Here is a 20,883-nt window from a genome sequence, read left to right as displayed (position 1 = left end):
TCGGCGGCTACCCGTCCAGCCGCGCCGCCAGCGACAGAAGGTCGGCCCATGCCTCGCGCTTGGCCAGCGGCGTGCGCAGCAGATAGGACGGATGCGTCATCGGCAGCGCGGGGCGGTCGTAGGCGGTCGTCCAGTTCCCCCGCAGCCGCAGGATACCCTGCCGCCCAAGCGCCGCCTGGCAGGGCGTATTGCCCATCAGCACGATCAGTTGCGGGTCGATCAGTTCGACATGGCGCTGAAGGAAAGGCTGCATCATCGCGATCTCATGCGGCTCGGGGCGGCGGTTGCCCGGCGGGCGCCATGTCAGGACGTTGGTGATATAGAGCGCCCTTTGCGCATCGACGCAATCGCGCGCCAGGCCGATGGCGGCGAACATGCGGTCCAGAAGCTGCCCCGCGCGTCCGACGAAGGGCAGGCCGCGATTGTCCTCTTCCTCGCCCGGCGCCTCGCCGATGATCATCACGCGCGCCTTGGGATTGCCGTCGGCAAGGCAGAAGTTGCGCGCGCCCTTGCGGATCTCCAACCCGTCGAAGGACCGCATCGCCTCGGCCAGCGCCTGTAACGAATCCGCGGCGGCGGCCATGCGGCGCGCGGTCTGGACATGATCGCCCTCGCCCGCCGCGACCGGGGCGGGTGGTTCCTGCGCGGGGGCTGCGGGCCGGGCGGCCGCGGCCTCGGCCAGCCGGTCGATGGGGGCGTCCAGGCATGGCTCATCCGCGCCCATTTCGGCCTGCCATTGCAGCAGGGCCAGCGCCGTTTCCGCGTCCAGCGCGAATCCCCGGTAGCTCAGATCAATCATGCCCCGAAGCTAGGGCCTGCCGCGCGGCGCCACAAGCTATTGCGGCTGGCTCAGCGGCTCGGTCCCGCCGCCCATGCCGATCAGGCGCTGGATCAGCGGCTGCGCGGTCGGCCCGATCCGGTCGCAGGCGGTGGGATCGTCCAGCAGCTTGAAGGCCGCGCCGTAATATTCGCGGTCGTAGGACGAGGGGTCCAGCCCCAGCCGGGCGGCCAGCTTGTCGCCGGTCCCGGTGATCAGCGTCCACTCGCCGCTGGAAATCTCGTATCCCCGGCAGTTCGAGGTGATGACGTTCACGTTCGCCAGCTCGGCAATCAGCGCGCGCGCTTCGGATTCGGGCAGTTGCGAGACGTCGGGAAGCTGCACGGTGATCCCCCCGTCGGCGAATGCCGGGGCGGCGGCGACGAGGATCCCGGCGATGGCGGCCTTGCAAAATCGCATCTGGTTCCCTTCCGTATTCGAGTTCTGCCGCCATCCCGCCCGATCCGGGGCCGGGCCGCAACCCAATTCAGCGTGATCCACCGCCCCGTGCCGGGGATTGATCCCGCCCCCGCATCCTGCCACGGTCCGTCCCATTCCATCGCGGCAAACCGGCAAAGGAGAAAACCATGCGCGGGTTCTTTGTTCAATCCCTGGAAAAAATCGTCGATGTCATGGCCGTCCTGTCCATCATCGGGGTCGTTCTCGCGGCATTGGGCGTCATGTTCTTCGGAACGCCGCAGGGCGGCGGTTTCCTGGCCGGGCTGGCCGTCCTGGTGGTGGGTGCGCTTTATGTCGTGCTGATCTTCGGCGGCATCTACCTGGCGCTTGGCATCTACGAAAACACCCGCCGCACCGCCGAGGCGACCGAGCAGCTTGCCCGCCGCTGACCCTTGCGGAGGGTTCGGGCCGCATCTTGTCGCGCTTGACGCTATGCGGCCCGGACGATAGGCGAAAGCCAGCTTTTTTCATGCAGAGGACTATCAAGATGACGACCTATTCCCTGCTCATTCTGCCCGGCGATGGCATCGGACCCGAGGTCATGGCCGAGGTGCGCAAGGTCATCGGCTGGTTCGAAGCGAACCGCGGCCTGAGTTTCGACGTGAGCGAGGATCTGGTCGGCGGCGCCGCCTATGACGCGCATGGCGTGCCGCTGGCGGATGCGACGATGGAAAAGGCGCAATCGGTCGATGCGGTTCTGCTGGGGGCGGTCGGCGGCCCGAAATACGACAACCTGGATTTCAGCGTGAAACCCGAACGCGGCCTGCTGCGCCTGCGCAAGGAAATGGACCTGTTCGCCAACCTGCGCCCGGCGCAATGCTTCGACGCGCTGGCCGATTTCTCGTCGCTCAAGCGCGAGGTGGTCGCGGGGCTGGACATCCTGATCGTGCGCGAACTGACCAGCGGCGTCTATTTCGGCGAACCGCGCGGCATCCATGACGACGGCAACAACCCCGAAAACGAAGGGGGCCGCGTCGGCATCAACACCCAGCGTTACACCAGCGGCGAGATCCGCCGCGTCGCCCGCGCCGCGTTCGAGCTGGCCCGCAAGCGCGGCAACAAGGTCTGTTCGATGGAAAAGGCCAATGTGATGGAATCGGGCATCCTGTGGCGCGAGGAAGTCCAATGGGTCCACGACAACGAATATCCCGACGTGGAACTGTCGCACATGTATGCCGACAACGGCGCGATGCAGCTTGTCCGCCACCCGCGCCAGTTCGACGTGATCGTGACCGACAACCTCTTTGGCGACATCCTGTCGGACGCGGCGGCGATGCTGACGGGCAGCCTTGGCATGCTGCCCTCGGCCAGCCTCGGCGCGCCGATGGCGAACGGGCGGCCCAAGGCGATGTATGAACCCGTCCACGGCAGCGCCCCCGATATCGCGGGGCAAGGCAAGGCCAACCCGATCGCCTGCATCCTGTCCTTCGCGATGGCGCTGCGCTATTCCTACGATCAGGGCGCCGATGCCGACCTGCTGGAAAAGGCGGTCGAGAAGGTGCTGGCCGACGGCACCCGCACCGCCGACCTGCTTGGTCCCGAAGGCGGCACCCCCGTTTCCACCGCCGAGATGGGCGACCGCATCGTCGCGGCTCTTGGCGCGCTGGCCTGACAGCTTTCCGGCGCAAGACCGCAGCAGCAATACCGGGACCGCCGCCATCACGGCGCGGTCCCCTTTCTTATTCTTTTCAATGCGCTGCCGGATGGGACCAGAAATGGGTTGTCCGGTCGGCAGGATTTCGCTTGCCGTGACGGGGTGGTCCCGGCCTATCCTTTGTTTACCCGATCATGGAACGGCAAGGCGCGATATTGACGAGTAACCGGCAGTCCCTGCCGCTTTGGGCGGACGTCGCCTGTCCGCAGGGGCGCGGCGGGGCTTGCCCCGGTAGATGTGCCCGCGCCTGCCGTCCTGCCGGTGAAATGGCAGCGGCCATGACGGGGTCCCCTTGGGGGGATTGGGTGATGCAAGAAGGTGGCGGCGCGGGGTCAGGTCTGGCCCTGCGCCGTTTCGCATCAGGCCCGCGCCCGGACGATTCCCCGGATCGCCCATGCGAAACCGACCGAGATCGCGCGGAACTTGATCGCCTGCCAGTCCCGGTATTCGCGCAGCAACCCGGCCGAGACCCAGCAATCCCCCCGGTTGCCCCGCCTTTCCCAGCCGATCAGCCCCGCCGCCCGCGCGCGCGACAAGAGCCGCGACACATGGCTTTGCGAGATCATCTGCCGCGCCGCGATCCCGGTCGAGGTCACCGGCCCGATCCAGATCCGGTCCCGCCCCTGGCCGGGGCGGGCGCGGGCCGCGATCTCATGCAGGATGTTGCTGCCCGTCACCGCCCGCGTGAACAGCGCGATGGCGGGCGAGGGCGTGCGCCACGCCGGACGGCGCAGCATCTCGGCCGCCAGCAGGGGCTGGGCCAGACCCAACGCCTCGGGACGCTGCTGCGACAGGGCCAGCCGCCCGCCCCCGTCCAGCAGGTCCAGCGCCTTCAGATGCGGGTCGAACCACAGGCGGAACAGGGCCAGCGCCCTGGGCGTCGCGTGGAAGTCGTGGCGGCGGCGGTCCTCGCAGCCAAGCGGCTGGATCAGGTCGTATTTCCGCGCCTCTTGCAGGAAGGACAGCACCGTGTTGCGGCTGGCGATCCGGGTGCCTTGCAGCACGCGCAGCATTTCGCCGGGCGAAACCGGCGCGCGCCGGGCATCCCGCGCATGTTCAAAATGCAGGGCCAGCATGGCCTGCGTCAGCATCCAGCGCCGGCCGTCGGCCAGATAGCGCACGACGTTGGGATGGCCGCGGTTCAGCGCCAGCAAGGTATCGGCATTGCTGGCAAGGCAGTCGGGAAAGCCGGGATGCGCCAGGATTTCCCGAAGGCCGAGGGCTTTCGGATATTCCATGACCAGACACCTGCCCAGGCTGGCATTCGCGCGCCTGTCCAGTCTACTACATGCCGGGCCGCAAGGATAGCGCGAACCCGGCCCTCAGCCCGCTCCGCGCAGCGCATCCGCGATCAGCCCAAGGGGATGGCGCAGCGCCTTGCCGCTGAGCCGCCCAGCCTGGCAGCGGCAGGAAAAGCCGGTGGCGGCAAGGGGAATCGCGTCCTCGACCGGCTGACGCCAGCTTGCATCGTAAAGCCGCAAGGACATGTGCTGGTGGCGCTGCCGATGGCCGAACAGCCCCGCCATGCCGCAGCAACCCGCGGGTTGCGGCATGGCGTTGATCCCGATCGCGGCAAAGACCTGCCGCCACATCGCCCCGGCCTGGGGCAGGGCGGCGGCTTCGGTGCAATGGGACATGATCCGCAACCCGGTCCCCGCCGCGGCACGGGGCAGCGCGCGGCCCTGCGCGATCTGCTCTGCCAGGAACTCTTGCGGCAACAGCAGACGGGGCGGGGCCAGCCCGGCCTTGGGCCCCGCCTTGGGATAATCCTGCCGCAGCATCATCACGAAGGCGGGGTCCAGCCCGATCAGGGGCGCCCCCGTGCCTTCGGCCAGGCACAGCAGCCGGGACAGCCGCGCGGCCAGCGGGCGGAAACCGGCAGCGCCCATGTCATGGGCAGCCTTGCCCGCCGGGCGCATCCCGACCAGCATCGGGCGATAGCCAAGGGCGGTCAGCCCGTCGATGGCGTCGCGCGCGACCTGCCCGTCGAAAAGCGCGGTGAACCAGTCCTGAAACAGCAGGACCGCATCGGGCGGCAAGGGCTTGCGCAGCCCCCTTTCCGTCAGGCGGTGCCGCGCCGGGACGGGCACGGCCAGCCTTTCGGGCAGATCGACGCTGCGCAGCGCATGCTCGGCCACGCGTCGGGCAATGGGCCACAGCGGGCGCAACAGTGGCGACAGGCGCAGGGCCAGGGGGCTGAAACGCTCGGCCAGCAGCACCAGCCGATCCGGCAGGGGGCGCCGCTTGCGGCTGTAGTGGTCGGCGTAGAAGGCCGCGCGCATCGTCGGGATATCGACCTGCACCGGGCAGCTTGTCGCACAGGCCTTGCAGCCCAGGCAGGTGTCCAGCGCCGCCATCAGGTCGGCCTCATCGACGGGCGGGCCGCCTTCGCGGGCCAGCTTCCACGCCCTTAGCGCATCGGCGCGGCCCTTGGGCGAGTGGCGCAGGTCCCCCGTCGCCTTGAAGGACGGGCACATCGGCACCGTCGCCTGATAGCCAAGGCATTGCGCGTTGCCGTTGCAGCGAAACGCCTTTTCCAGCGCATCGCCGGGGGCCGGGTTGAAGGGGCGAAAGGGCGTCGTCGCGATCCCCATCAGCGGGCGCGCCAGCGCGACCAGCTTGCCGGGGTTGAAGCGTTCGTCGGGGTCGAAGGCCCGCTTGACCGCCTGCAACCCGCCATAGGCCCGCGGTCCCAGCCATTCGGGCAGATAGGCACCGCGCACCCCCTTGCCATGTTCGCCCCAGAAGATGCCGCCATGCTTGCGGGTCAGCGCAAAGACCGCGTCCGAAACCGCCACCAGCTTGTCGCGGTCCGCGCCCTCGTCGATGTTCAGCGCCGGGCGGATATGCAGGCAGCCGACATCGACATGGCCGTGGATGCCGAACCCCAGGCCGTTTGCGCGCAGCACGTCCAGGAAATCGTCCACGAAGGCGGGCAGGTTTTCGGGGGGAACCACGCAGTCCTCGACAAAGGCGACGGGGCGGCTTGGGCCGTCCACCTTGCCCAGCAGCCCGACCCCGGCGGAACGGATCGCCCACAGCTCGCGGATCTCGGCGGCCTCGCGGGTGTGGTGAAGGGCAATCAGCCCCGGCAGGCGGCGCAGGCGGGCCATGCAGGCAGCGATGCGGCTTTCCATTTCGGCGCCGTCATGGCCGTTGAACTCGATAAAGACATAGGCGACCGGGCCTTGGGGGCGCAGCACCTCGGGCAGGCGGGTCAGGATGCCCGCCTCTTGCGCGATGCGCTGGACCCATTCGTCCATCACCTCGATGGCGGTAGGATCGTCGTCCAGCAGCGGGGCGCCGGCGGCCAGCGCATCGCGGAAACCGGCGAATCCCGCGACGATCAGGCGCTTTTCCGGCGGGATGCGGCGCAGCGCGACGCGGATGCGGGTGATCGGGCCAAGCGTGCCCTCGGCCCCCGGAAACAGCCGCCACCACTCAAAGCCGCCGCCTTCGGGACAGGCGCGTTCCAGATCGTAGCCGGTAAAGCGCCGGTTCAGGCGCGGCGTGGCGGCGACCAGCGCCGCCCTGCCCTGCCGCGCGCCCGCCTCGGCCCGCGCAAGCATGGCGCGCCCCCAACCGGGCACGGGATCCATGCTGGACAGCAGCCCCTCGGGCCGGGCGATCTCCAGCCCCAGGATGTTGTCCGAGGTCTTGCCGTAGATCCGCGACCCCTTGCCCGAGGCATCCGTCGAAACCATCCCCCCGATCGTGCAGCGGGTCGCGGTCGAGGTCTCGGGCGCGAAGAACCACCCGTGCGGGCGCAATTCGTCGTTGAGCGCATCCAGCACGACGCCAGGCTCGACATCGGCCCAGCCCTCGACCGGATCTATATGCAGCACGCGGTTCATATGGCGGCGCATGTCCAGGATCAGGCCCCGGTTCAGGCTCTGCCCATTGGTGCCGGTGCCGCCGCCGCGCGGGGTCAGCGCGACATCGGCGAAGGCAGGGTCTTTCAGCGCGCGCAGCACCCGCACCACGTCCAAGGCGTGCCGGGGCGCCGCGATCACGTCGGGCCAGATCTGATAGACCGAGTTGTCGGTGGACATGGCCGCGCGCAGGGCGCTGTCGGCCTGGATTTCCCCGCGAAACCCCTGCGCGCGCAGGGCGTCCTTCAGCAGGGCAAGGGGCTGGCTGTCAGACATGGCGTTTCCCGGACAGGTTTTTCCCCTTGAACCACGAATTTCGGATTCGTAAAAATAGAATGAAATGAAGATGAATTCGCAAAATACGAATATCAACCTGCGCCACCTGCGCGCGCTGCATGCGATCCGCGACGAAGGCTCCTTCGTGCGCGCGGCGGACCGGCTTGGCGTCGTGCCCTCGGCCCTGACGGAAACCGTGCGCCAGCTCGAGGAAAGCGCGGGCCTTGCCCTGTTCGACCGCCGGATGCGCCCGCCGCAGCCGACCCCCGAGGGGCTGGCGCTGATCGACGAAACCCGCCCCGCCATCCAGGCGCTGGACCATGCCCTTGCCCGGCTGCACGACAGCGCGGGCCTGCGGCAAGGGCGGCTGATGCTGGGCGCCTCGCCCTCGGCGGTCGCGGGGGTGCTGGCGCCCGCGCTGCGGCGCTTCCGGGCCAGCCATCCGGGGGTCGGGCTGGTGCTGCACGACGGCCCGGCGGACGAACTGGCCGCAAAGGTCGCCGACGGCACGCTGGACCTGGCCATCGCGGGCTATTCCGGCGCCTCTGCCCTGCTGGACCTGCACGAGATCGAACGCGACCCCTTCGGCCTTGCCACCCCCGCGGATCACCCCCTGACCCGCCTGGGCCACCCGCCCCGGCTGGACCAGATCGACCCCGCCCAACTGGTGCATCTGGACAAGGGCACCGGCACCGCGCGGCTGCTGGCCGCCCATCCCGGCCTGCCCGAGGCGCTGAAATCCGGCCCCCTGCGGGTGCAATCCACCTTTGGCCAGCTTTGCCTGATCCGCTCGGGCATCGGGATCGGCCTGCTGCCGCGCAAGGCGGTGCTGCTGTTCGACGACCCCCGCATCGCCTTCCTGCCGCTGGCGGACCTGTCGCTGGAACGCCGCATCTCGCTGATCCGGCCCGCGCGGCGGGCGCTGTCCCATGCCGCGACGCGCTTCCTGCGGATCTGCGAGGCGACCGTCTTCGCCCCCGCCGCGCCATCTTGAAAAGCCGCGCCATATCTGCACGCTTGGCCCCATATGCGGCTGGACGGACACGAGATGACGCAAGGCGACATGCGCAAGATCATCCATGTGGACATGGACGCCTTCTATGCCTCGGTCGAGCAGCGCGACAATCCCGAACTGCGCGGCAAGCCGCTGGCGGTGGGCGGCGCGGCGGCGCGCGGCGTGGTCGCCGCCGCCAGCTACGAGGCGCGGGTCTTCGGCGTCCGCTCGGCCATGCCCTCGGTCACGGCGAAGCGGCGCTGCCCGCAACTGATCTTCGTCCGCCCCCGGTTCGAGGTCTACCGCGCCGTTTCCGCCCAGATCCGCCGGATCTTCGCCGAACATACCGACCTGATCGAGCCGCTTTCGCTGGACGAGGCCTATCTGGACGTGACGGTGAACAGGCAGGCCATCCCCTCGGCCACGCTGGTCGCGCGGGCGATCCGCGACCGGATCAGGGCGGAAACCGGGCTGACGGCCAGCGCGGGGGTCTCCTACAACAAGTTCCTGGCCAAGATGGCAAGCGACCTGAACAAGCCCGACGGGCAGGCCGTCATCACCCCCGCGCAAGGCCCCGGCTTCGTCGCCCGGCTGGCGATCGGCAGGTTCCACGGCATCGGCCCGGCCACCGCCGCGCGGATGGAACGGCTGGGCATCCTGACCGGCGCCGACCTGCGCGCCAGAACGCCCGAGTTCCTGCGCCAGCATTTCGGCAAGGCGGGCAACTGGTATCACCAGATCGCGCAGGGCATCGACAACCGCCCGGTCGAGCCGCACCGCCCCCGCAAATCCATCGGGACCGAGGACACCTTCGCCACCGACATCCACCAGCCCGGGCAGGCGCGGGACGAGATCCTGCCGCTTGTGGACCGGGTCTGGCAGCAATGCCGGGGCAGGGGGCTGTCGGCGCGCACCGTCACCATCAAAGTGAAATACGCCGACTTCCAGCAGGTCACCCGCCGCCGCACCACCCCCGACCCCCTGCGCAGCCGGGACGAGATGGCCGCGCTGACACTGGCGCTGCTGCTGCCGCTGTTTCCCACGGCCAAGGGGGTGCGGCTGCTGGGAGTCACCCTGTCCTCGCTGCAAGAGGCGCCCGAAAACGACACAAGCCATCCCGAACAATTGCAACTGCGCCTCTAGCCGGACCGGCTTGCGCAGGCCAGGCACGGCGGGCAAGGTGGACACCCTGCCCCAACCCCAAAAGGCCGCCCATGACGCAAACCGAAACCACGACCGCCCCCGCGCTGTCGGACCGGCTCAAACACGCGACGCGCAGCACGCATGAGGTGCTGGACAGCTCGATCATGCAGCTCGAACCCTTCCGGGACGTCGCGAACTACACCACCTTCCTGCGCATCCAGCATGCGCTGCACGCCGATGTCGCGCCGCTTTACGAACGCGCCGACCTGCAAGCCCTGATCCCGGGCCTGGCCGAATTCTGCCGCCTGCCCGCGGTGACGCAGGACGGCGCCGACCTCGGCGCGAACCTGCCCGCACAGCCGCAATCGGCGCTGCCCCAGGGCACCGACCTGCCCGAGGCATTGGGTTGGCTCTATGTCGTCGAAGGCTCGAACCTCGGCGCGGCATTCCTGATCAAGGCCGCGCACAAGATGGGCCTGTCCGAAACCCACGGCGCCCGCCACCTCGCCGAAGCGCCCGAAGGCCGCGCCGCCCATTGGCGCCGTTTCAAGGACGGGCTGAACGCCGCCGAACTGACCCCCGCCCAGCAGGATCGCGTGATCGCCGGCGCCAATGCCGCCTTCGCCCGCGTGCAGGGGCTGGTGGACGGCTGCCGCGCCTGATCCTGCCCCCACGCCAGCCATCCGCCAGCACGCACTCCCCCGATAAAAACCGCCGCCGGAAAAACCCGACGACGGCATGCCGGGCGACCCGCCCCCTTTCTTCATCACCCAAATACCCACGGCACGACCGCGCAATCCGCGCCGCGCCGCAGAAATCGGCGCTAGCCCCCGATCCGGCCCGGCGCCTTGTCGCCCCGCGTCTTCCACAGCGACCAGGCCACGCCGACCGACAGGATCGCGAAGGTCACGCCAAGCGAGATGCTGGCCGGAAACTTCTCCCACCCCAGCAGGTCGGCGACGAAGACCTTGGACCCGATGAAGATCAGCAGCACGCCAAGCGCATATTTCAGGTAGTGGAAGCGGTGGATGATCGCCGCCAGCGCGAAATACAGCGCCCGCAACCCCAGGATCGCGAAGATGTTCGAGGTATAGACGATATAGGGGTCCGAGGTGATCGCAAAGACCGCGGGCACCGAATCGACGGCAAAGATGACATCCGCGATCTCGATCATCACCAGCGCCAGCAGCAGCGGCGTGGCGAACAGGCGCAGCTTGCCGGTCGCAGGGTCCGGTTCGCGCACCAGGAAGGAATGCCCGCGCAGATCGTCGGTGACGCGCAGGCGGCGGCGCAGGAACTTCAGCAGCGGGTTGTTCGCGATGTCCACCTCTTCATCGTCCTTGGCCAGCAGCATCTTCGCGCCGGTAAAGACCAGGAAGGCCGCAAAGACATACAGCACCCAGTGATAGTTGTTCACCAGCGCCGCGCCAAAGCCGATCATCAGCCCGCGCAGCACGATCACGCCAAGGATGCCCCAGAACAGTGCGCGGTGCTGGTATTTGCGCGGAATGGCGAAGAAGCCGAAGATCATCGCGATGACGAAGACATTGTCCATCGCCAGCGATTTCTCGACCACGAAGGCGGTCAGGTATAGCCCCGCCGCCTCAAGGCCCAACTGCCACCAGACGAAGCCGCCGAACAGCACGCCCAGGGTGATGTAGAACGCCGAAAGCTTGAGGCTTTTCGCGACCCCGATTTCCTGGTCGCCCTTGTTCAGCACGCCAAGGTCCAGCACCAGCAGCACCAGCACGATCGCAAGGAAAGTCAGCCACAGCCAGAGCGGCTTGCCCAGAAACAGCAAGAAGAGAAAGTCCATTTCCCCTGTCGTCCTTTCGATGGGCGCCAGAGGGCATGGCCGGGCAGGCTTCGCGGAAACGAAAAACACCGGGCATGCCATCGGGCGCTGTTACCCGATGCGGTCCGACATCACGAAAAGCGTGGATCGCCTGTCGCCAGAGGGGCCCGGCCCGCGAGATCAGAACTTAGCGAAGGGCGATCCGGTTTCAAGCACCCGGCCTGAAAAAACCGCACCCCGCGACCCGCAGGACGCGCGCCGGACCCTGGATTTCCGGCATCCTGCCAAATCTGTGGCAGGCGGGCAACGCTGCGCAAAAATTTTCGTGATCACCGCCCCTGCCCCGTCGCGCCTCGGCATCACCCACGTCCGCGCATTCAATTCCCGGTTGCGCAGTCCTGCCTTTTTCACGACAGCCGCCGCGCCCGGACAACCTGCGGGCGGTGTCGCCCGCCTTTTCGCGGATCGCCCACCCTTTCCGCATGGCTTGCCATTTTGTGCCAATAGTCCGTAAAAATGCGATAATCGTTCCAGGTCTCCGATCACGCGCAGGAAGGTCGCCCCACCATGAACATGCCTTTCAAGCAGGATGCGCGCCTTGGCCGGCTCAGCACCGTCCTTGGCCCCCAGAACCTGGCCTTGCTGCGGTTTTACGGCAGCGACTACATGAACGCGCCCTTTGAATACGATGTCGAGGCGCTCTCACCCGTCCCTTCGGTCGATTTCGACCAGCTTCTGGGCACCCATGCGACCGTGATCGTCCAGACCCGCCACGGCGCGCGGCATTTCGACGGGATCGTGACGCGGGTGCGCTACGCGGGGGCGGGCGAGAACGGCTATCGCTTCAACCTTGCGCTGCGTCCGTGGTTCTGGCTGGCCGACCAGCGCTTCAACCAGAAGATCTTTCACGGCAAGACCGTGGACCAGATCATCCGCGAGGTGCTGGCCCCCTATTCCGGCGCCGGTTCGCCCGCGCTGGAATTGCGGCTGGCCAGCGACTATCCGGTGCTGGAATATACGGTGCAATACCGCGAAAGCGACTTTGCATTCGCCAGCCGCCTGATGGAACGCTTCGGGATCTCGTATCATTTCGAGCATACCGAGGGGAACCACACGATGGTTCTGACCGACAGCGACACCAACCACAAGACCGTCCCCGGCACCCGGCGCGCCTTCAAGCCCGTCGATGGCCACCACCAGCCCGAGGACGAACATTTCTGGGACCTCGAACCCGAGCGCAAGATCAAGACGGGCGCGGTCCGGCTGATCGACTACAACTTCAAGACCCCGCGCGCCGACATGATGGCTGAACAGGTGGCGGATGCGAAATATGCCTTTGGCCAGCTTGAAAGCTACGAATACCCCGGCACCTACCTGGACCGCGAGGAAGGCCGCCGCATCGCGCGCATCCGAAACGACCAGTTCCAGGGCGGCGACCGGCGCAACCGGGCGGTGGGCGATTGCGTGTCGCTTGGCGCGGGCATGGTGGTCGAACTGGATGCGAACGGGGTCGAGAACATCGGCGATCCGCGCCAGCTTTGCCTTGCCGCGCATCATACCTTCGTGTCCGAAAGCTATGGTTCGGGGGCGACGATCAGCGACGGCTATTCCTACAGCGGCAGCTTCGTGCTGATGCCCGCCTCGGCCCCGCTGGCGCCGCCGCGCAAGACCCCCGCCCCCATCGTGCAAGGCCCGCAGACCGCGATGGTCGTGGGCGAGGGCGAGATCGACTGCGACGAATACGGCCGCGTCCTCGTGCGGTTCCACTGGGACCTGGAAGGCGCGATTTCCATGCGTTGCCGGGTCAGCCAGCAATGGGCGGGCGCGGGCCTGGGACAGGTCGTCATCCCCCGCATCGGGATGGAGGTGATCGTCGATTTCATCGACGGCGACCCCGACAAGCCGCTGGTGACGGGCTGCGTCGTCAACGCCTCGAACGCCAATATCTACGACCTGCCGGCCAGCAAGACCCGTTCCGGTTTCAAGACCAAGTCCCACAACGGCGGCGGCAACAACGAATTGATGTTTGAGGACGAGCTGGGCATGGAGGAAATCTTCCTGCACGCCGAAAAGGACATGAACCGCGTCATCGAGGACAACGAGACGACGCGCGTGAACCGGGGCGACCGCTCGATCACCGTGGCGACGGGCGACGAGACCAAGGCCATCGAATCGGGCAACCTGACCGAGACCGTGGCGCTGAACCGTTCGAGCACCGCCAACACGATCAACGAAACCGCCCTTGCGGGCGAGGCGGGTCCGGGCAACATCACCTATCACGCCGACGACGACATCGCGATGAAGGCCAAGGACGGCAAGATCGCGCTGGAAGCCATGCAGGACATCTCGAACAAGACCGAGAACAATTTCACCGTCGAGGCCGACATCAACGTCACCACCCACGCGGTAGAGGAAACCCACATCACCGCCGACCAGCGCATCTTCCTGGGCGTCGGCGAAAATTCCGGGATCGAGATCACCGCCGATCATATCGTGATCCATTCGAACGGCGCCTCGATCGCCTTCACCGCCGAGGGCCTGAACCAGATCGGTGCCATGATCCACCTCAACAAGGATTCGTGATGTTTGTCTTCAACGAGGGAACGATGGACGTTCCCCACGGCTGGCGCGACCAGACGATCAATGTCGTATCCAGCAGCGGCCCGCTTGAGCCGGGGCTGACCCTTTCGATCACCCGCGACGACATTCCCTGGGGCATGGCCTTCAACGAATATGTCGAGGATCAGTTGAACCAGGTCTCGGACGCGCTGACGGATTTCAAGCTGCTGGCCCGCAAGCCCGTCACCATCGCCCGCGCCGCCGCCTTCGAGGTCGAAATCACCTGGATGTCCAAGCAAGGCCCGATGCATCAGATCATCACCACGGTCCAACTGCCCGAGGGGCGCGCGATGGTCGTCACCGGCTCGATGCCGGGGATGATGACGCCCGGCCAGGCCAACGAAGTGCGGCGCATCGTCTCGACGCTGAACCTGCAACAACCCAAGCGGAGCTGACGACATGGGCGGGATGGCTGCTGGCGCGACGACCGGGGCCGATCTGGCCAATCAGAACCTGGGCGCAAGCCCCGAGATCATCGACAACTCCGCAAGGTCCGATTTCGTGCGGGGCTGGGACAACACGCTGGACTTCATCGACTCGGAGGCGGGTGGGTATGTCATGGCCGGGGTGGGGGTCGCCGTGCCCACGGCCATCGCGGGCGGAGCCACCCTGATCGGCGGGGCAGGCATCGGCGCGGCAGGCTCGGCAGCGCTGGCGGCGGCAGGGCCTGCGGCGCTGGCGGGGCTGGTCGGGCTGGGGGCCGCCAAGCTGGGTTCCTTCGGCGGTGAGTTCCTCGGCCATGCCGCCATGAGCACGGTCGGCAGTTGGCTGGGCTATGAACCGCTGCCCGAACAGGGCGAAATGCCCGCGACCGTCGGCCACCCCATCGCGCATGTCAGCACATGGGCGACGATCGGGGCGATGGCGCTTGGCGCATTGGCGGCGGTGGCAGTGGGCGCCTTCATCATCGGCACGGGCGGCATGGGATTGGGCGTCGTCCTGCTGGCGGCTGCGGCGGGCGGTCTGGTCGGCGGGCTTGGCGCGGGCTTCGCCTCGGCCGCCGGGCAATACGGCAAGAACAAGGGCGAGATCGCGACCGGCTCGCCCAACGTCCATTTCCAGGGCAAGCCCGTCGCCCGCGTCGAGGACCTGGTGAATTGCGAAAACCACGGCCCGACCAAGCAGGTCGCGGAAGGGGCCGAGACGGTCTTCGCCAACAACAAGCCCATCGCCCGGATCGGCCACAAGACGAATTGCGACGGCACGATCAACGACGGGGTTCCCTCGATCGCGATCGACATGGACACCAGCCCCTATGCGCTGGACATCGACCCCGGCATGTTGCAGCGGATCGTGCGCACCGGGATCGTGCTGCTGGACTTCCTGCCCGGACCCAAGGGCAACAAGGGCGATACCCCCGGCGGCACGCCCACGCCCAAGCCCGACGCTTCCATGCCGGTCAGGGCACCCGATGGCGATGCGCCGACCGCCCCCAAGCCGGACCCGGTGTCGAACACCAGGCCCGATGGTGACGGCGGCCCGAACAATCCGGCCCCCAAGCCGGATCCGGGACCCAGCAACAAGCCGCCGGCCAGCAGGCCCGACGGGGACGGTGGCCCGAACAACAAGCCGAACAACAAGCCCGATGCGGACAATGCCGGCTCGACCACGCCGAAGCCCCGCCCTGACGACGGCGCCCCTGCCCAGCCAAAGCCCAGGGACCGGCAGCCCGAGAATACGCAATCCGAGCCGGTAAAGAGCAAGCCCAAGGCCACCGAAACCAAGGCCGGCGACCCGGTCGATGTCGCCTCGGGGCAGGTCAGCGAGACGCGCACCGACATCGCCATTCCCGGCACCATTCCGCTGGTGCTGACGCGCAGCTATGCGCCGGGATGCGAAGGCATCCAGGGCCGCCACTGGGCCGGCACATGGGCACAACATCTGGTCGTCAACGGCCCCGAAATCATCTATCAGGACGATGAAGGCGTCCTGATCACCTTCCACGCACCCAACGAACAGGTCAACGCCACCAACATCCGCTTTCCCCACCTGACCCTTGCGGGCGAGCGGTCGGGGATGCTCTATGTCTTTGACAGGCGCAGCCAGACCTTCACCATCTTCGAGCATCGCATCCGCAACCGCGTCCTGCTGAGCCGCCTGCAAGACCGCAACGGCAACCGTATCCGCTTCGTCTATGACGACAGCGGGCTGAAGGAAGTCCTCCATTCGGACGGCTTCAGCCTGTCGGTCGAAAGCCGCGACATGGTGATCCGCCGCGCGGTGCTGAATGCGCCCGGCAGCACCGATTGCGGATTCGTCTGGAACTATACCAGCGCCAATATCCTGTCCGAGTCGATCTCGTCCCAGACCGGCACCCTGCGCTATACCTATGACGAACAGGAACGCCTGACCGGCTGGGCCGACACCCGCCTGACCCGCGCGCATTACGAATACGGACCCCACGGCCGCGTCATCCGCAACTGGTCGGATTCGGGGCATATGGGCTGCACGCTGGAATACGACCTCGACGCCCGGCGCACCATCTCGACCGACGCCGTCGGCGCGGTGACGATCTTCGACTGGAACGAGCGCGGCCTTGTCTGGCGCGAGATCGACCCGCTGGGGGCCGAGTGGCTGACCGAATGGGGCCGCAGCTTCAACGTGCTGTCGCGCACCGATCCCTTGGGCAACGTCACCCGCTACAGCTATGATTCGCAAGGCGATCTGGTCGGGTTGGCCTATCCCGACGGCACCAGCGAAAGCTGGAGCTATTACCTGTCCGGCCGCGTCCGGTCCCATACCGACAGCAGCGGCGCGACGCATCTGTTCCGCTATGACGACCGGGGCAACCTGGCCTCGGTCCAGCAGCCGGACGGCAACATCCTGCGCTATCGCCGCGCGCCCAACGGGCAGGTGCTGCGCATCGACTATCCCGGCGGCAAGCAGGAACGTTTCTATTACGACATGCTGCAACGCCCGCGCATGCTGCGCACCATCGCCGGATTCGAGCAGCAGATGAAGCATGACGCCGAGGGGCGGCTGGTCCGCTTTTCGGACGAGATCGGGACTGAGACCACCTGGGACCACAGCCGCGGCCCGGAAAACCCGCGCGGCAACATGCGCAGCGTCACCCTGCCCGACGGCTCCACCACCCATGCCGCCTATGACGGCGAGGGGCTGCTGACCACCGTCACCAACGGCGAGGGCGCGACCCGGCGCATGGAATACGGCGCGTTCGACCTGCTTCTGGGCATGACCGACGAACAGGGCCACCGCCTGCGCTTTGAACATGACGCGATGACCCGGCTGACCGCCATCGTCAACCAGAAGGGCGAGCGGTATGAGATCTCTTACGACACCGCTGGCCGCATCCGGGCGGAACGCGATTATGCCGGGCTGGTCACGCGCTACGACTACGACGCGGCGGGCCGCCTGACCGGCGCGCTGATGCCAGACGGCTCGCGCCGGGCCTATCTGCGCAACAAGGCGGGCCAGCTGACCGAACTGCAATTCATCCGCGGCGCGGAACTGTCGCGTTCGCGCTTTGCCTATGACGTCGCGGGCCGCCTGATCCGTGCCGAGACCGCCGAAAGCGTGGTCGAATACGGCTATGACATCATGGGCCGCATCACCAGCGAAAGGCTGAACGGGCGCGAGATCCGCTCGGAATACGCGCCCGACGGCTCTGGGCGCATCGCGCGCACGGGCGACGTGCTGCCGCTGGCCTCCAGCTACAACGCGGCGGGCCAGGTCGAGGAGTTGCGCATCGGCAACCATGACGCGCTGCGCTTTGCCTACGATCCGCGCGGGCTGGAAACCATGCGCAGCAGCCAGGCCGGATTCGCGCTGACGCAGGGCTACAGCAACCTCGGCCTGCTGGTCGAACAGATCGCAGGCCCCCTCTCTGCCCTGCCCGAAGAGGTCCGCTACGGCGCGCTGACCGGCGATCACCGCAACGACCACATCACCCGCGCCGGCGCGCTGGCCCACCGCACCTACCAGTGGGACCGCGCCCATCGGCCCGTCTCGGTCAACGACCGGATCACGGGCGAGAAGCGTTTCGACTACGACCCGCGCGGCCAGGTGGTCGGCGTCACCAAGACCAGCCGCCACGGCGACACGACCCTGGTCAGCCGCTTCGGCTACGATCCCAGCCAGAACCTGACCGAGATCGCGACCGGCATGGCACGCGAAAAGGTCAGCCAGGACGCGGGCCGGGTCCGCCAGCGCGGCCACGTCCACTACACCCACGACGACGCCGGCCGCGTCATCGAAAAACGCATCGAGGAACCCGGCTTTCGCCCCCGCATCTGGCGCATGGGCTGGAACGCGCAGGGCCATCTGGTCCGGCTGGAAACCCCGCAGGGCGCGGTCTGGCGCTATGTCTACGACGCGCTCGGGCGGCGTATCCAGCGGCTCAAGGTGGTCTCGGGCGGGCGCGAGGACGCCGATTCCCCCGGCTTCATCCCGGCAGGCCAGGGCCGCGCCTACCAGTGGGAAGGCACCCGCATCGTTGCCGAGGCCCCGCTGGGTCCCGACGGCGCCCCGGACTGGGAACAGGCCGCGCATTGGATCTACGATCCGGGATCCTATCGCCCCCTCGCGCGGGCGGCGGGCGACGAATTGCACTATCTCGTCACCGACCACATCGGCACCCCGCGCGAGATGTTCACCCAGGACGGCACCGCCGTCGCCTGGCGGCAAGACCTGTCGCTGTGGGGCCAGCCCGAGGCCCTGGACCTGCCGTCCCGCAAATACGCCGCCAACCTCGACCACGCCCCCACCTGCCCCATCCGCTTCCAGGGGCAGTGGGAGGACGAGGAAAGCGGCCTTTACTACAACAACCAGCGCTACTACGATCCCGACGCGACGCAATATCTTTCGCCCGACCCCATCGGCCTGATGGGCGGCCTGCGGCCCCAGGCCTATGTCGCCGACCCGAACAGTTGGGTCGATCCGATGGGGTTGGAGGGGTGTGGCTCGACAGTGCCACAGTATTCTACACCTTTCCAACCCCTCACACCATCGCAACGCAGTGCGATCCAAGCGAGGATTGACGCACGCACGGCGACTCGTGCAGAATATCAACATCTGAATTGGGACCGACGTTTCAGTAATCGCCGTAACCGTGGTGTAAGCCGTTTTTGGGCGCAGGAGCGGCGCGCACTGCGTGCCGGTGGCCCAGGCACCCGAGACTGGTCACCACAACAGCGTAACGATATTATTGCCGGACGAACCCCGACATTCGATGGTCAACCTATCGAAGGACACCATAAATACAACGCTTTGGATCATCCGCAGCTCGCTGATGACCCCTCTAACATCTATCCGGCCACTCGCAACGAGCATCAGCATCGTTGGCACGGCGGGAACTGGCAGAACGACACTTATGGCGTACCGAATAACCCGAATTACCCAGAGGATTTTTAGATGAGCAAAGTTGCAATACTGGTTCAACAAGAGAAAAATCTTCCTGCTGTGGCAAACCTGGCTAAGATCCTTTCACTTTCCTTGGGGGAGGCAAGATCACGCATTGCAGAAGGCAAACCATTATATGAAGGCCTTCTTTTTATGAATAACCATCAGGAGGTTTCCACCCGCCTGAGATCACTCGTAACCTTGCTTGAGCAAGTCGAGATTCCTTTTCGGATATTTGAACTGGAGGAAGACGAAAACTTTTCCTTTGCTCCGCACGACGAAACCGAGATCGATAGCGAAACCCTCGAAAACATTCTATTGGAATGGGAACGACGACAGCAGAGTTATTAATAGTATCCTCATCACGCGAGATGTTTACCTAAGACGGCACCGCCGTCGCCTGGCGCAAGACTTGTCGCTGTGGGGCCAGCCCGAGGCCCTGGACCTGCCGTCCCGCAAATACGCCGCCAACCTCGACCACGCCCCCACCTGCCCCATCCGCTTCCAGGGGCAGTGGGAGGACGAGGAAAGCGGCCTTTACTACAACAACCAACGCTACTACGACCCCGACGCGACGCAATATCTTTCGCCCGACCCCATCGGATTGATGGGCGGCCTGCGGCCCCAGGCCTACGTCGCCGACCCGAACAACTGGGTCGATCCGATGGGGTTGAGCGGGTGTGGAGGAAAGAGACCACGCAATTCTGATAAGAAACCACCCACCATTCAGGAAAAGCGCGCCCATCACAACGCACGCGTTGACGATGTCAGGAGACATCTTGAAGCCGAGGGTTATGAAGTTGTCGAAGGTCCGTCATTCAATGGCCCTGTCAACCGAGGGCGCACAGTACCTGACATCGGCTACCGCGGGGACGATGGCATGGCTCATCTGATTGAGATCAAGACAGGAAATGCCGATCTTACGCAAAGACAGACTGAAATCTACCCCTTGTTAGGAACTGGCGATGCGATACCTGTGGGGCAGAGAGCAGCCAACTTGGGGCTAGACCCTGGAAGGCCCTTGTCAGAACAGGGTCATCCTGATGGAATACCCGTGACCATTATTAGCTTTCCGAGACTTGCGGGTTAATGAACCAAAAAGAGATAGTCGATATTTTCAAGCAACTTGGCTGGAAAACCAAGCGAGGCGGCACATCCTGTCGGATGGACCTTTCTGATCGTTTTGTACAAATACAGCCTCGGTTGAAAATTTTGCCCGATCAGCAGAAACTTGATCTTGCTCTTTCTGTCCCAACCGAGAAATTTTCAAGTTATGTAGATATCATCTCGGGTGCAAATAACAAAACCACACCCTTGATCGTTGATTTTAAGATCAATCAAGTCATATATTCTCAGGAATTTTCTGGAGAAGATATCTTGAACATATCAAAATCCATAATCAACTGGGCAGAAGAGCAGGACCTGAATTCAGGTCTAGAAAAGTATGCCAAACTTCCACCCACTTCCGCAGGCGCTCTTCCGTTACGGCACATTGCAGCATTAGCAATTCCAGACAAGCGCGATAAATTGAAGGATTATAAGAAATCCTTTGCAGCGGGTGGAAATGCAGGCTTTGCGCCCTACATCACCGAAGACTACATAGACCATGCCATCGCACTTTTGCAAAGTTAGAAATGTGCGCAATCAATCTTCTGAGTCTGCATAAGCTCTTCATTTCTTGGCGCCATACTACCTTCTTCCTCTCAGGCAAGTCTAAAGTTTTCTAAATTGTTTTAATGATCCAGCTTAATAAGCATATCAACTCTCCTGCAAAGACGCACCCCGAGCTGCGCAAGCGCACGATCCGGGAAGTGTTCGAGGAAGAGCGTGCGAGCCTGGTTCCCTATGTCGGCCCCTTCGACGGCTTTCATGCCGTGCCCGCTTCGGTATCGAAGA

16 protein-coding genes are annotated in these 20,883 nt (G+C 65.7%); 11 read left to right on the top strand and 5 right to left on the bottom strand.

Translation table 11 applies throughout. The annotated features are described in order from the left end of the window. Positions 1–7 precede the first annotated feature (7 nt). Positions 8–799: a uracil-DNA glycosylase gene (locus Q0O97_RS05190; protein WP_294925915.1), complete on the bottom strand. Its 792-nt coding sequence runs from the start codon at positions 797–799 to the stop codon at positions 8–10. A 36-nt stretch (positions 800–835) separates the two neighbouring features. After that, positions 836–1,237: a hypothetical protein gene (locus Q0O97_RS05185; protein WP_294925912.1), complete on the bottom strand. Its 402-nt coding sequence runs from the start codon at positions 1,235–1,237 to the stop codon at positions 836–838. A 167-nt stretch (positions 1,238–1,404) separates the two neighbouring features. Between Q0O97_RS05185 and Q0O97_RS05180 the strand changes: the two genes are divergently transcribed. Both Q0O97_RS05180 and leuB read left to right on the top strand, forming a co-directional pair. After that, entirely contained in the window at positions 1,405–1,665 is a 261-nt protein-coding gene (locus Q0O97_RS05180; RefSeq protein WP_294925910.1) for a hypothetical protein, read from the top strand. A 98-nt stretch (positions 1,666–1,763) separates the two neighbouring features. Beyond that, a complete protein-coding gene (gene leuB / locus Q0O97_RS05175; RefSeq protein WP_294925908.1) occupies positions 1,764–2,888 on the top strand; it encodes a 3-isopropylmalate dehydrogenase in 1,125 nt (374 codons plus the stop codon). A 401-nt stretch (positions 2,889–3,289) separates the two neighbouring features. On the opposite strand, the gene Q0O97_RS05170 is transcribed toward leuB, so the two are convergent. Both Q0O97_RS05170 and Q0O97_RS05165 read right to left on the bottom strand, forming a co-directional pair. Continuing rightward, entirely contained in the window at positions 3,290–4,168 is an 879-nt protein-coding gene (locus Q0O97_RS05170) for a hypothetical protein (protein ID WP_294925906.1), read from the bottom strand. 84 nt (positions 4,169–4,252) lie between these two features. Continuing rightward, complete coding sequence (locus Q0O97_RS05165) at positions 4,253–7,078, bottom strand: FAD-binding and (Fe-S)-binding domain-containing protein (protein ID WP_294925904.1); 2,826 nt, start codon at positions 7,076–7,078, stop codon at positions 4,253–4,255. Positions 7,079–7,148: 70 nt separating this feature from the next. On the opposite strand from Q0O97_RS05165, the gene Q0O97_RS05160 reads away from it, so the two are divergent. The 3 genes from Q0O97_RS05160 (at position 7,149) to Q0O97_RS05150 (ending at position 9,877) form a co-directional block, all read left to right on the top strand. Continuing rightward, positions 7,149–8,072, top strand: coding sequence for a LysR family transcriptional regulator (locus tag Q0O97_RS05160; RefSeq protein ID WP_294925902.1), 924 nt, complete (start codon positions 7,149–7,151; stop codon positions 8,070–8,072). 54 nt (positions 8,073–8,126) lie between these two features. Beyond that, positions 8,127–9,215, top strand: a complete 1,089-nt coding sequence (dinB, locus tag Q0O97_RS05155) for a DNA polymerase IV (RefSeq protein ID WP_294925900.1) — start codon at positions 8,127–8,129, stop codon at positions 9,213–9,215. 71 nt (positions 9,216–9,286) lie between these two features. Further along, a complete protein-coding gene (locus tag Q0O97_RS05150) occupies positions 9,287–9,877 on the top strand; it encodes a biliverdin-producing heme oxygenase (protein WP_294925898.1) in 591 nt (196 codons plus the stop codon). Positions 9,878–10,038: 161 nt separating this feature from the next. On the opposite strand, the gene Q0O97_RS05145 is transcribed toward Q0O97_RS05150, so the two are convergent. Further along, positions 10,039–11,031: a TerC family protein gene (locus tag Q0O97_RS05145; RefSeq protein ID WP_294925896.1), complete on the bottom strand. Its 993-nt coding sequence runs from the start codon at positions 11,029–11,031 to the stop codon at positions 10,039–10,041. 546 nt (positions 11,032–11,577) lie between these two features. Between Q0O97_RS05145 and tssI the strand changes: the two genes are divergently transcribed. From tssI to Q0O97_RS05115, 6 genes are all read left to right on the top strand, one after another. Next, positions 11,578–13,593 (top strand): type VI secretion system tip protein TssI/VgrG, encoded by a 2,016-nt coding sequence (gene tssI, locus Q0O97_RS05140; protein WP_294925893.1) that lies wholly within the window; start codon positions 11,578–11,580, stop codon positions 13,591–13,593. After that, positions 13,593–14,024, top strand: coding sequence for a DUF1795 domain-containing protein (locus Q0O97_RS05135; RefSeq protein ID WP_294925891.1), 432 nt, complete (start codon positions 13,593–13,595; stop codon positions 14,022–14,024). The genes tssI and Q0O97_RS05135 overlap by 1 nt, the downstream gene beginning before the upstream one ends. Positions 14,025–14,028: 4 nt before the next feature. Next, positions 14,029–18,999, top strand: coding sequence for an RHS repeat-associated core domain-containing protein (locus Q0O97_RS05130; protein WP_294925889.1), 4,971 nt, complete (start codon positions 14,029–14,031; stop codon positions 18,997–18,999). Then, positions 19,000–19,338 (top strand): hypothetical protein, encoded by a 339-nt coding sequence (locus Q0O97_RS05125; RefSeq protein WP_294925887.1) that lies wholly within the window; start codon positions 19,000–19,002, stop codon positions 19,336–19,338. A 61-nt stretch (positions 19,339–19,399) separates the two neighbouring features. Then, the gene (locus tag Q0O97_RS05120; protein WP_294925885.1) at positions 19,400–20,077 is read left to right on the top strand and encodes an RHS repeat-associated core domain-containing protein; all 678 of its coding nucleotides are present in this window, start codon (positions 19,400–19,402) and stop codon (positions 20,075–20,077) included. After that, positions 20,077–20,619 (top strand): hypothetical protein, encoded by a 543-nt coding sequence (locus Q0O97_RS05115; RefSeq protein WP_294925883.1) that lies wholly within the window; start codon positions 20,077–20,079, stop codon positions 20,617–20,619. The genes Q0O97_RS05120 and Q0O97_RS05115 overlap by 1 nt, the downstream gene beginning before the upstream one ends. Positions 20,620–20,883: the final 264 nt, after the last annotated feature.

The organism is uncultured Paracoccus sp., assembly GCF_945915435.1.
Taxonomy (GTDB): Bacteria; Pseudomonadota; Alphaproteobacteria; order Rhodobacterales; family Rhodobacteraceae; genus Paracoccus.
This window is presented reverse-complemented; position numbering and strand designations above follow the sequence as displayed.

Coding starts and splice junctions, on each gene's coding strand:
- Q0O97_RS05150 (WP_294925898.1), top strand. CDS start 9,287: ATGACGCAAACCGAAACCACGACCGCCCCCGCGCTGTCGGACCGGCTC.
- dinB (WP_294925900.1), top strand. CDS start 8,127: ATGACGCAAGGCGACATGCGCAAGATCATCCATGTGGACATGGACGCC.
- Q0O97_RS05160 (WP_294925902.1), top strand. CDS start 7,149: ATGAATTCGCAAAATACGAATATCAACCTGCGCCACCTGCGCGCGCTG.
- Q0O97_RS05170 (WP_294925906.1), bottom strand. CDS start 4,168: ATGGAATATCCGAAAGCCCTCGGCCTTCGGGAAATCCTGGCGCATCCC.
- Q0O97_RS05130 (WP_294925889.1), top strand. CDS start 14,029: ATGGGCGGGATGGCTGCTGGCGCGACGACCGGGGCCGATCTGGCCAAT.
- Q0O97_RS05180 (WP_294925910.1), top strand. CDS start 1,405: ATGCGCGGGTTCTTTGTTCAATCCCTGGAAAAAATCGTCGATGTCATG.
- Q0O97_RS05135 (WP_294925891.1), top strand. CDS start 13,593: ATGTTTGTCTTCAACGAGGGAACGATGGACGTTCCCCACGGCTGGCGC.
- Q0O97_RS05190 (WP_294925915.1), bottom strand. CDS start 799: ATGATTGATCTGAGCTACCGGGGATTCGCGCTGGACGCGGAAACGGCG.
- leuB (WP_294925908.1), top strand. CDS start 1,764: ATGACGACCTATTCCCTGCTCATTCTGCCCGGCGATGGCATCGGACCC.
- tssI (WP_294925893.1), top strand. CDS start 11,578: ATGAACATGCCTTTCAAGCAGGATGCGCGCCTTGGCCGGCTCAGCACC.
- Q0O97_RS05115 (WP_294925883.1), top strand. CDS start 20,077: ATGAACCAAAAAGAGATAGTCGATATTTTCAAGCAACTTGGCTGGAAA.
- Q0O97_RS05145 (WP_294925896.1), bottom strand. CDS start 11,031: ATGGACTTTCTCTTCTTGCTGTTTCTGGGCAAGCCGCTCTGGCTGTGG.
- Q0O97_RS05125 (WP_294925887.1), top strand. CDS start 19,000: ATGAGCAAAGTTGCAATACTGGTTCAACAAGAGAAAAATCTTCCTGCT.
- Q0O97_RS05185 (WP_294925912.1), bottom strand. CDS start 1,237: ATGCGATTTTGCAAGGCCGCCATCGCCGGGATCCTCGTCGCCGCCGCC.
- Q0O97_RS05165 (WP_294925904.1), bottom strand. CDS start 7,078: ATGTCTGACAGCCAGCCCCTTGCCCTGCTGAAGGACGCCCTGCGCGCG.